This is a genomic window from Roseateles sp. GW821-FHT09H11 (assembly GCF_059415845.1).
Genome location: NZ_JBWKOA010000001.1, coordinates 1,431,097 through 1,442,082, shown reverse-complemented (window position 1 = coordinate 1,442,082; position 10,986 = coordinate 1,431,097). Strand labels below are relative to the sequence as shown.

8 protein-coding genes are annotated in these 10,986 nt (G+C 69.3%); 1 reads left to right on the top strand and 7 read right to left on the bottom strand.

Going from position 1 to position 10,986, the window contains the following annotated elements:
- Window positions 1-28: 28 nt before the first annotated feature.
- From AC07PR_RS06045 to AC07PR_RS06020, 6 genes are all read right to left on the bottom strand, one after another.
- The gene (locus AC07PR_RS06045; protein WP_495134705.1) at window positions 29-2,158 is read right to left on the bottom strand and encodes a hypothetical protein; all 2,130 of its coding nucleotides are present in this window, start codon (window positions 2,156-2,158) and stop codon (window positions 29-31) included.
- Window positions 2,159-2,248: 90 nt separating this feature from the next.
- Complete coding sequence (locus AC07PR_RS06040) at window positions 2,249-2,908, bottom strand: MgtC/SapB family protein (RefSeq protein WP_495134704.1); 660 nt, start codon at window positions 2,906-2,908, stop codon at window positions 2,249-2,251.
- The gene (locus tag AC07PR_RS06035; RefSeq protein ID WP_495134703.1) at window positions 2,905-4,857 is read right to left on the bottom strand and encodes an ABC transporter ATP-binding protein/permease; all 1,953 of its coding nucleotides are present in this window, start codon (window positions 4,855-4,857) and stop codon (window positions 2,905-2,907) included. Before AC07PR_RS06035 ends, AC07PR_RS06040 begins: the two co-directional genes overlap by 4 nt.
- 126 nt (window positions 4,858-4,983) lie before the next feature.
- Complete coding sequence (locus AC07PR_RS06030; RefSeq protein WP_377155803.1) at window positions 4,984-5,511, bottom strand: hypothetical protein; 528 nt, start codon at window positions 5,509-5,511, stop codon at window positions 4,984-4,986.
- Window positions 5,512-5,668: 157 nt separating this feature from the next.
- Complete coding sequence (locus AC07PR_RS06025; protein ID WP_495134702.1) at window positions 5,669-6,712, bottom strand: serine hydrolase; 1,044 nt, start codon at window positions 6,710-6,712, stop codon at window positions 5,669-5,671.
- Between the two features lie 258 nt (window positions 6,713-6,970).
- Window positions 6,971-9,031, bottom strand: a complete 2,061-nt coding sequence (locus tag AC07PR_RS06020) for an ATP-dependent helicase (RefSeq protein WP_495134701.1) — start codon at window positions 9,029-9,031, stop codon at window positions 6,971-6,973.
- Window positions 9,032-9,113: 82 nt separating this feature from the next.
- Here AC07PR_RS06020 and AC07PR_RS06015 point away from each other — a divergent pair, with 82 nt between their 5' ends.
- The gene (locus tag AC07PR_RS06015) at window positions 9,114-9,983 is read left to right on the top strand and encodes a TspO-related membrane protein (protein WP_377155797.1); all 870 of its coding nucleotides are present in this window, start codon (window positions 9,114-9,116) and stop codon (window positions 9,981-9,983) included.
- Here AC07PR_RS06015 and AC07PR_RS06010 read toward each other — a convergent pair.
- Window positions 9,898-10,977, bottom strand: a complete 1,080-nt coding sequence (locus AC07PR_RS06010; RefSeq protein ID WP_495134700.1) for an ABC transporter ATP-binding protein — start codon at window positions 10,975-10,977, stop codon at window positions 9,898-9,900. The genes AC07PR_RS06015 and AC07PR_RS06010 overlap by 86 nt on opposite strands.
- Between the last annotated feature and the right edge of the window lie 9 nt (window positions 10,978-10,986).

Sequence of the window (10,986 nt, the reverse complement as noted above, 5' to 3'; positions counted from 1 at the left end):
GCCCGGCCTGGACGCTTCGGTGGAAGGCTCAGGCGCCGGCGGCCGCCGGCGGCGAGTCGTGTCGCGGGTAGATCGCGAGGGCATGACGTCCGGCCGCCTGCAGGGCCTCGGTCCTCTGCGCGGGGGACAGGTCGCCACGGTGCGCGGCGTCGTCGAGCATCCGTCGATGAATGTCGGTGTCCCCACCGGCGCACCCCGCCGCCCGCACCGATCGCGAGGTCTGGCCGTCGGGCCGCGCCAGGAGAAACCGTGCGGCCGACGCGCCATCGATGATCCGGGCGTGGAGGCACTGGTTCATCAATCGTTCGAAGGTCGCCAACTGACGTTGCGCAATCGACCGGATGAGTGCCGGGTGCGGGATGAGGTCGACCAGAGGCTCCTCCGCCACGTCCTCCGCCATCCCTCCGGTATCCAGCGTGGTGTCGAGGATCAGGCGCAGGTCGGCTTCCGGCAGGACGCCTCGGCGTTGAAGCCGACCCAGTTCCCTGAACACGGCGGAGAGGCAATGGGAATGGCGAGCGGCCGATGCGCGGGCGAGTTCGCTTCGTTCCCCGTCGGGCGCTCGCGAGAGCAGCCCGTCGCGCAGCGCCTCGCACGGCAGGAGGCCCGCACGGATGGCCCTGTCCCAGGCCCGCACCAGGGACAGGGCGGTGGAGACATTCGACGTGTCCACGGGATGCCGCAGCGCCGCATGCCACACGGAGGATCCGCGGCGATCGAGACCGAGCATCAAGGACCGGGCCTGTCCGGCGCTGATCCGCTCGTCGCGCCACAGCTTGAAGATCGCACCGAACCAGTGGGCGATGTCCGCGGTCGACCCCGTCACGATGGGCCGGGACGGCGTGCCGCTGTCCAGCAGTTCGGTCGCCTGGACGGCCGACAGCCGGCCGTCCCGCAACGCAGGCGCCAGCGCGTCGAGGAAGGCTGCGTTGTACCGGTGCCCGTGCCGGTGAGCCGGCGAGGGCCACTCGTCCTCCTCGCCCCGGAGAACGGGCCGTGAGGGCTCGACGTCGTCCTCGCGCCAGAGGATGGACACGGCCTCGTCCGCGGTCAGCCCCTTGCCGATGCCGCCCAGCACGCCGCCGACGAGGTCGCGGACCCGTCCGGCATCGCCGAGTGAACGCGCCGCGGTCAGGGATCGGTTGTCCGCGTGGCCGCTGGCGCGTGCATTCAGGCTCTCCAGGACGACCGTCCTGCCGAGTCGATCAGCGCTGACGGCCACGAGCCCATGACGCCAGGCGTCGACGCCGCTCGCGGCAATCCGCCGGGCGATCTCCGGTTGCTCCGTCAACGCCTGGCGCGCCATCCATTGCGACATCTCATGGTCGTCCAGCCGCTCCAGCAATGCGGCCGCGACACCGGACGTGCAGACCCAGGCGGCGGGAAAGGCCCGCAGGTCGGCGGATGACGACGCGTCGATGGCGGTGAGCGCCACGCGCTCGCGTGCATGGGCGCTCAGGCGGGACCGAACACCCTCGGCTTGATCGATCAGCGCCAGATCGCCCACGCGCACCGAGCGTTCCATGCGGGCGGGTCCGGTGATGCTGACCCATTCATCGCCTTCGATGCGCAGTTGCTGCGACGGCGACCCCGGGAGGGGCGCGATGACGATGGCGGCCTGCGGAGCGCCCGCTGTGGCCCGGGCCTCGCGCCATAGCGACCGGGCCGACAGGACGACGTCGCCGTGCGCGTCGCCGTGGGCGTCACTGTGGGCGTCACTGTGGGCGTCGGCGCCGCGCCGCAGATGCCGCGCCAACGCCCGGCAGACCGCCGCTTCCGTCAATCGCGGCGCCACGCGGCTCACGAAGCGTTCGGCTTCCATGGGGGCATCCAGCTTCCGCTCCCATGCGGTGGCAGCCACCGGCGGCTCGGCCGACGGCGACGCCAGGCGCTCATTCGCATAGGCTACGAGCCTCTTGAAGCAATGCGCTTCGTACTCGTGCGTTCCCGGTCTGTCGGGGAACGCCTTGACCTCGGGGCAGAGCGCGAGATGGGCGCGTGCCATCGATCGGAGGAGGGCGTCCCTCGTGGTCGCGAGTTGGCGCGCCAGTGGCGTGGGATCGATGGTGGTGGGGCGCGCGCCGTCGAAGCGGGCATCGATCGTTGCGTCGTCAATCGATGCGGCGACGGGGCTCGCGGGGCTGCGGAGGGGGAGCATGCAGGTCCTTGCAGTCGGGGCGGGCTCAGTCGCTCCGACAGCAGCCGGGTTCGCGTGCCATGGGCAGGGGCGCTGCGTGGGAAAGGCGAATCAGCGCAGGGCGTCCGCCTTCCGGTCATCCGCCGTCCGGTCGTCCTCGTTCCGGGGCTCGTCCTTCCGGTGTTCGTCCGTCCGGTCCTCGTCCGTCCGGGGATGCGGCCGCGTGAACAGCGGCAGCACCGCGAGGATCAGCAGCGCCAGCAGCATGCTGAAGACGGCCGTCGCCTCGCGGCCCAGCCCGCAGGCGATGCCGATGGCGGCTGTCATCCAGATGCTGGCGGCGGTGGTCAGGCCGTGGACCTGTTCCTCGTCCTTCAGCTTGAGGATGGCCCCCGCGCCGAGGAAGCCGATGCCGGCGATGACGCCTTGCAGCACGCGGCTCATGTCGGCCAGCGCCATGCCGCCTTGCTGCGGCACCAGCACGAAGAGCGCCGCCCCGAGCGACACCAGCATGTGCGTGCGGATGCCCGCGGCCTTGCCGTGGTGCTCGCGCTCGTAGCCGAGGATCCCGCCCAGCAGCGCCGCCAGCAGCAGGCGCACGGCGATGCGCGTGATCTGCGCGACGTCGGGCACGTCGGAAAACTCGGACCGCACGGTCTCGATGACTTCGTCGGTCCAGGAGGCGCCGGCGTTCGAAGCGGCGTTCGATGCGGCGTTGGCCGTTGCGCTTGCAGCGGCGGCGGCACTGGCGGCGGCACTGGCGGCGCTCATGGCGACTCTTTCTCGGCGGGCTTCGCGACCGGTCCCGTGTCGGCGCCAGTGGCGTGCCTGGCTTCCAGTGCGCTTTCCAGGGCCGCCTCGCGCGCCGCTTCGGCCTCCGCCTCGACCGCGTCGAAGTCGTAGCCCTCGGCGGCATGCAGCTGCCACGCGCCGCCGCCGGTGAGGCGCAGCACATGCGTGTGATGCTGCAGCACCGCGTGGCGGTGCGCGATGCTCACCAGCGTGACGCCGTCGCGGCACAGGCGCTCGTAGAGACGGCGCTCGTTGCAGCTGTCCAGCGCGCTGGTGGCCTCGTCGAGGATGACCATCTTCGGCGTGCGTACCAGCACCCGCGCGAAGGCCAGCCGCTGCTGCTCGCCCATCGACAGCAGCTTCTCCCAGTCCTGCGAGGCGTCCAGGCCGCCGACGCGGTCGGCGAGCTCGGGCAGGCAGACCTCGTCGAGGATGGCGCGCAGCGCGTCGTCGTCGAGCTCGGTCGTCGTGTCCGGATAGATCATCTGGCTGCGCAGCGTGCCGGGCTGCAGGTAGGGGCGCTGCGGCAGGAAGAAGACGTCCTCCAGCGGCGGGTGTTCGATCGTGCCTTCGCCGCTGCGCCACAGGCCGGCGATCGCGCGCAGCAGCGAGCTCTTGCCGCAGCCGCTGACGCCGGTGATCAGCAGGCTCTCGCCGGGCTTGAGCGCGACGTCGAGCTTCTCGATCAGCAGCCGGTCGAACTGCGGCGTGTAGAGCGTCAGGTCGCGCAACGCGAGCTGGTCGGCGTGTTTCGTCTCGATCTTCTCGCGGGCGCGTTCGTCGCGGGGCTTGCGCTTGTGCATGACCTCGGAGAGCGCATGCAGCCGGTCGATGCCGGCGACGAAGCGGCTGAGGCTCTCGAAGTTGTCGACGATCAGCGAGACGGCGGTCAGCACCGCGGCAAAGGCGCCGGCGGCCTGCACGGCCGCGCCGACTTCCAGGTCGCCGGACAGCACGCGCTCGGCCAGGATCACGGCGGGCACGACCAGCGTCAGCTGGCTGAAGCCGCGCTGGAAGAGGTTGAGCGCGCGCTGCTTGCGGATCAGCTTCCAGTAGTTCTGATAGACGGACTCGAAGCGGCTCTCGATGTGGGCGCGCTCCTGCGGCTCGCCGCGGTAGAACGCGATGGATTCGGCGTTCTCGCGCAGGCGCATGAGTCCGAAGCGGAAGTCGGCCTCGCGGCGCAGCTGCCAGAAGTTGAGCTGGATCAGCGGCGAGCCGAAGACGTAGAGCGCGAGGAAGGTGCCCACCGTGGCATAGACGACGAGGAAGGCGACGAGCAGCTTGGACAGCGACCACAGCACCGCGCAGAAGGCCACCAGCTGCATCGCGGAGCCCAGCATCAGCAGCATGAAGTGGGTGGAGCGGCCGGTGAAGGTGTTGATGTCCTCGGAGATGCGCTGGTCGGGGTTGTCGATGTCGCCTGCCGCGCCGGCACCGATCTCGTAATATTTCCGGCCGTCGAGGTAGCCGTCGAGGAACTTGCCGGTGAGCCAGCGCCGCCAATGGTTGGAGAAGGCGTCGCGCATGTAGTAGTAGAAGGCGTACACCGGCACCGCGAAGCCCAGCACGATGAGGCTGTCGCGCACGGCGAGCCAGAAGCGCGCGTGGTTGCGTTCGGCGAGCGCGGAGGTCATCTCCCCGGTCTTGTTGTTGAGCATGACGGCGAGCTGGGTCTCGCAGAGCATCAGCACGATCATCAACAGCAGCAGGCCCCAGGCGGCCTTGCGCTGGTCGCCGAGCCAGTAGGGCTTGGCGATCTGCATGAACTGCCGCCAGGCGGCGGCGGACAGGCGCGGCGGGCGGCGGCGCTTGTGCTTCTTCCTGGGCGCGACCGGAGGCGCGGGCGGGCTGGTCGAGGACGACGAGCGCGGGCCCGAAGAGGCGGACGGCGGCAGGTCCGTCGCGGGGGAGGAGGGAGAAACCATGAGGGCTGGACCGAGTCTGCCGAGGATGGTTCGACAGTAGCTCCGGTGGCTCATGGGGCGGGTAGGACGGGGCCTACTGCGGGTGACGGAGGGAGGCGCGAACGCGACGCCTCCCTGAGGCGCCCGTCACGGCATGAGCTTCGACACCGCGTACGCGAGGCTGCCGGCGGCGGCGGACGAGCTGAGCGCGGCGCGGGCGCACCACTTGAGCAGCCGGAGGTCCGAGGCCTGACCGCTCATCTTGATGCGATCGTCGACGGTGGCGATCACCGAGTCGAGCATTTCCTTCACGTTGATCCTCGCGCGATCGAGCGTGGCATCGAATTCTTTCCTGGACTTCTCGTGCATGTCATGCAGTTCCTGCTTGAACTCGTGCCGACAAGCATTGAGTTCAGCCTTGAACTCGAGGCGTTGGGCGTTCATCTCGAGACGCACCGTGTTGATCTCCTTTGTGAAGTCCTGGCGTTGGTCGTTGAGCTCCTTCCTGAAGACTTCCTGATCTTTCCGAATCGAGGTGAAGCCTTCCTGCATTTCCTGGCGGAGCTTGTGAGTCTCGGCGGAGAGCAGGTCGAGCCGATACATCACGTGATGGAGGTCGGGCTGAGCGTTCGGGATCGGCGTGACGTTGGTGATTTGCGGGGAGTGAGGGTGCATGCGTCTACTCCAGACATGCGGTGAGAGGAGCCGCAGATGCTAGGAGTGATCGGACACCAAAGGCGTGGCGCCAATGCCGAATCTGATGGTTGTTTGACCAGCCTCAAAGAACCTGCTCGCGTCCCCCGCGAGGGGGATTCCAGGCGTAATGAGGGGGTCAGGCCGCCGCGATCTTCGCCAGCGATTTGCGGATCGCGGCCGCGTCGCGCAGGCGCTGCGCGGAGCCGTCGGCATCGAGCAGGATGACCGTGATGGTCTGGCCGCCGCTCTTCATGCGCATTGCCAGACAGCGACCGGCTTCCTCGGTGTAGCCGGTCTTGGACAGGCGGATGTCCCAGCCCTTGGCACCGACCAGGTGGTTGGTGTTGCGCAGCTCGCGCGGGCGGCCGTTGACCTCGACCTCGCTGGACTTGTCGCTGCTGATGCGCGCGATCACCGGGTAGCGCGACGCGGCGGCGGCGATGCGTGCGACCTCGGCGGCCGTCGAGGTGTTGTTGGGCGACAGGCCCGTCGGGTCGGCCAGCGCCGTGTGCGACAGGCCCAGCGCGCGGATCTTGGCGGCGACGGCCGACTCGTAGGCCGGCAGGCCGCCGGGGAAGTGGCGGGCCAGCGCCGACGCGGCGCGGTTCTCGGACGAGATCAGCGCCAGCTCCAGCGCCGCTTCGCGGGTCATCGTGGCGCCGACGCGCACGCGCGACTTGCTGTGCTTGAGGCGGTCGACGTCCGCGTCGTCGATCTTGATTTCCTCGTTCATGTCCTGCTTCGCGTCCAGCACGACCATCGCCGTCATCAGCTTGGTCAGCGAGGCGATGGGCACGACGGTGTCCGGCTCCTTGGCCATCAGCACGCGGCCGGTGTCGTCGACGACCAGCATGTGGCGGGCGTTGACGGGCAGCTTCATCAGCGGCTCGTCGGACGGCGTCGGGGCGACGACCGTGCCGGGCGACTTGGCGATCAGGGGCGAGGAGGCGGCCGGCGTCGGCGACGGGGCGGACGAACCCACGGGCGGCGCCGGTGCGGGCGTCACGACGCCGTTGGGGCTGATGGCCGCGGTGGTGGGGGCGGTCGTGGGGACGACGACCTCGGGGTCGTCGCTGGCGGCCTGCACGATCAGGCAACCGCAGGTGAGGATCAGCGCCGGCAGCGCCAGCTTCCAGTTGGTATGGGCGAGGGTGCGGAGAACGGTGTCGCGGATCGTCACGGCGGTCGGGCGGGGCTGGCGGGCTGGGTCCGGGAAGTGGTCCGGGAGGTGGTCCGGGAACTTGTCCGGAGATCTTCCGGCAAGCGCGGGGTCAGGGTTTGACCGTCGCGGAGTTTAAGTTCTTCGCGTCGGACCGCCATCCGGGCTGGCCGTAACGTGCGTTACGCGCGGGCGACTGCACGACGTTTGCAGCCTGTCTTCAGCAGCGCTGACGCGGTGTTCGCAGGTCATGAAAGCTTGAGTCACCGATGGGGGAGCTCAGTCCCAGGCCTTGCGCAGCTTCGCGGCGACGTCCATCGCCGGCTTCACGAGCTCCGGCAGCGGTGCTTGTGCCTGATTGGCGGGGCCGACCTTCTCGAAGTGGCGAACCACCTTGCCGGGCAGGAAACGCGACACGCTCGCGTAGAGGTGCCGATCGCCGTTGCGCGTCTGCTGCGTCACGTAGAAGCGCTGCGGCACCATCACCGCGAGGTGGTCCTTCGCGCGCGTCATCGCGACGTAGAGCAGCCGCCGCTCCTCCTCGATCTGCGCCTGCGCGCCCGTGCTCAGGTCCGACGGCATGCAGCCGTCCACGCAGTTCAGCAGATACACCGCATTCCACTCCTGGCCCTTGGCGGAGTGGATCGTCGACAGGATCAGGTAGTCCTCGTCCTTCAGCGGCACGCCCGACTCGTCGCTGCTCGCGTCGGGCGGATCCAGCGTCAGCTCCGTCAGGAACCGCTCCCGCGACCCGTAGCCCTGCGCAATGCGCGTGATCTGCTCCAGGTCGGACAGACGCACCGGCGCATCGTCGTAGAGCCGCTCCAGATGTGGCGCGTACCACTGCACCGCCTCTTCCAGATCCATCGGCCAACTGGAGCCTGAGATCAACTGCAGCATGAGTTCGCGCAACGCCGTCCAGGAGGACGCCGCGGCGCGTGGCGGCTCGAAATCGCGCAGCGCCTGCGCCGGATCGGCCGCGGGGGTCATTGCATCGAGCAGCCGTCTCGCGCTCGCGGGACCGAAGCCCGGCAGCAACTGCGCCACGCGGAAACCCGCCAGCCGACCGCGCGGGTTCTCCGCCCAGCGCAGCACGCTCAGCACGTCCTTCACATGCGTGCTCTCGAGGAATTTCAAGCCACCGAACTTGACGAACGGGATGTTGCGCCGCGTCAGCTCCAGCTCCAGCGGCGCGGCGTGGCTCGAGGTCCGGAACAGCACCGCCTGCTTCGTCAGCTTCAGCCCTTGCTCCCGGCGCTCCAGCACCTTGTCCGCGACCCATTGCGCCTGTCGCGCCTCGTCGTCGACAGTGACCAGGTGCGGCAGTTCGCTCGAGGTCTTGTCGGTCCACAGGCGCTTCTCGTGGCGCTCCCGCGCCATCGCGATGACGGCGTTGGAGGCATCCAGGATGGTCTGCGTCGAGCGGTAGTTGCGCTCCAGCGCGACCACGCGCGCGGGCGGGTCGAACTGCGCCGGGAACTCCAGGATGTTGCGCACCTCCGCCGCGCGGAACGAGTAGATCGCCTGCGCGTCGTCGCCGACCACCGTCAGCCGGTCCCCGCGCGGCTTGAGGCGCTTGAGGATCGTCGCCTGCAGCCGGTTGGTGTCCTGGTACTCGTCGACCAGCACGTGCTGGAAGCGCTCGCCGAGCTCCGCGGCCAGCGTGTCGTCGCTCATCAGCTCCGACCAGTAGAGCAGCAGGTCGTCGTAGTCGAGCAGCTGCTGGTGCTGCTTCTCCTCGACGTAGGCCTTGAACAGGCGCTTGAGCTCGTCATGGGCCGCGAAGCACCAGGGGAAGTGCTCCTGCAGCACCTGGTCCAGCCGCGCCTCGCTGTTGACGACGCGCGAGTAGATGTTCAGGCAGGTCGCCTTCAGCGGAAAGCGGTCGGTGGTCTCGGCCAGGCCGAGCGCCTGACGCTGCAGGCCCATCAGGTCCTCGGCATCCGCGCGGTCGAGGATGGTGAAGTTGGGCGCGAGGCCGATGCGATGCGCGTACTCGCGCAGCAGCCGTGCGCCGACGCTGTGGAAGGTGCCTGCCCACGGGAAACGCGGCGGCGCCTGCGTCGCGCGCAGGCCGAGCGCGCGATGCAGCACGCGGCCCGCGCGGCGTTCCATCTCGCCGGCGGCGCGCCGCGAGAAGGTCAGCAGCAGCAGCCGTTGCGGATCCGCGCCGGATTGGATCAGGCGCGCCACGCGCGACGCCAGCGTCTTCGTCTTGCCCGATCCCGCACCGGCGATCACCAGCAGCGGTCCGTGGCCCTGTGCGCCTTCATCCAGGCCATGCTCGACGGCGGAGCGCTGCTCGGGATTCAGATCGGCGAAGACATCGGCGGTGGACATGGCGGCGGATCATAAGCTGTATGCAAACCCAGTCATTCCCCGCGTTCGCGGTAGGCGGAATGCGCCTTGCCCATGATGGGACATGCTCCAGATCCTCGTCATCCTCAGCGCGCTGTCCATGCCCCTGGTGGCCTGGGCGTCCCAGCGCGGCGTGTTCGGGCCCGACAACGGCGCGATCTCCGACCGCTTTCCGACCCTGCTCGTCGCCGACGGCTACGCGTTCTCGATCTGGGGGGTGATCTTCCTGCTCGATCTCGTATTTGCCGCCTGGCTGCTGCGCGGCCAGCCGGTCCCGGACAGGGAAGGGCATCGCGACTCGCATCGCTGCCACTGGCTGGTCATCGTCGGCTTCGCGTTGACCGCGAGCTGGATGATCGTGTTCTCGCAGCAATGGTTCGGTCTGGCGCTTGCCGTCATCTGGGCTGCGCTGGCGAGCCTGCTGTGGGCGCTGATGCTGGTCGCGCGGGCGATGCCGCGCGGCGCGCAGTCCTGGCTCGCCGTGTTCCCGCTGGCGCTGCATGCGGGCTGGTTGTCGCTGGCCGCGTTCCTGGACACCGCGCAGACGGTCGTCGCCGCGCAGATGCTGCCGACGCAGGACCAGTTGCCCTGGACGCTGGTGCTGTGGGCCCTGGCCGCGTTGCTGCTGCTGGTCGCCAACGCGCGTCTGCACGCGCCGGGCACCGGCCCCGCCGCGCTTGGTTATGCCGGCGCGGCGGTGTGGGGCCTGGTGGGCGTGTACGTGAAGCAGACCGCCTCGCCGATGAGCGGCTCCGACGGTTCCGCCTGGATCGCGCTGGTGCTGGCCGCGGTGCTCGCGGCGCAGACCCTCTGGCTGCGGATGAGACCTGCCGGTCCCACCGACGGTCTCAGGCCAGGCGGCGCTCGTCCTTCGCGTCGAACAGGTGGGCCGACTCCGCCGCCCATTGCAGGCGAACCGCGTCACCGACATTGAGGTGGGGGTTGCCCGAGACGCGCGCCGTCATCGGGCCGGACGGCGTGTCCACCAGCAGGTAGGTCTCGGGACCGGTCGGCTCGCTCATCTTCAGCACGCCCGGCATGCCGCCCGCGCCCGCGTCGGTCGTCTCGGCCAGCCGGATGTGTTCCGGACGCACGCCGTAGAGCACGCCGCCGGCCGCGTCGATCGACGCCTGCTGCGCCGCGTTCACCGGCAGGGTCACGCCTTGCGCGGCGAGCGCGCCGCCGCCGTTGCGCTCGGCCTGGACGAAGTTCATCGTCGGAGAGCCGATGAACTCGGCCACGAAGCGGTTGGCCGGCCGCGTGTAGATCTCTTCCGGCGTGCCGAACTGCTGCACGAGCCCGTCGCGCATCACCGCGATGCGGTCGCCCAGCGTCATCGCCTCGACCTGGTCGTGGGTGACGTAGACCGTCGTGGTCTTGGTGCGCTGGTGCAGCAGCTTGATCTCGGCGCGCATCTCGATGCGCAGCTTCGCGTCCAGGTTGGACAGCGGCTCGTCGAACAGGAACAGCTTCGGATCGCGCGCCAGCGCGCGCCCCATCGCCACGCGCTGCCGCTGGCCGCCGGACAACTGGCCCGGCTTGCGATCCAGCAGATGGTCGATCTGCAGCATCTTCGCGACGCGCTGCACCGTGGTCTCGCGCTGCGCCTTCGGTACCTTGCGCATCTCCAGCCCGAAGGCGATGTTCTGCGCGACGTTCATGTTCGGATACAGCGCGTAGCTCTGGAACACCATCGCGATGTCGCGGTCCTTGCTCGGCAGGTAGGTGACGTCCCGGTCGCCGATGTGGATCGCGCCCGAGGTCGGGTGCTCCAGGCCGGCGATCATCGCCAGCAGCGTCGACTTGCCGCAGCCCGACGGGCCGACCAGGATCAGGAATTCGCCGGCCTCGATCGACAGGTCGATGCCCTTGAGGATGTCGGCCGATCCGTAGCTCTTGCGGACTTGAGAAATGGCGAGCGCGCCCATGCTTGACTC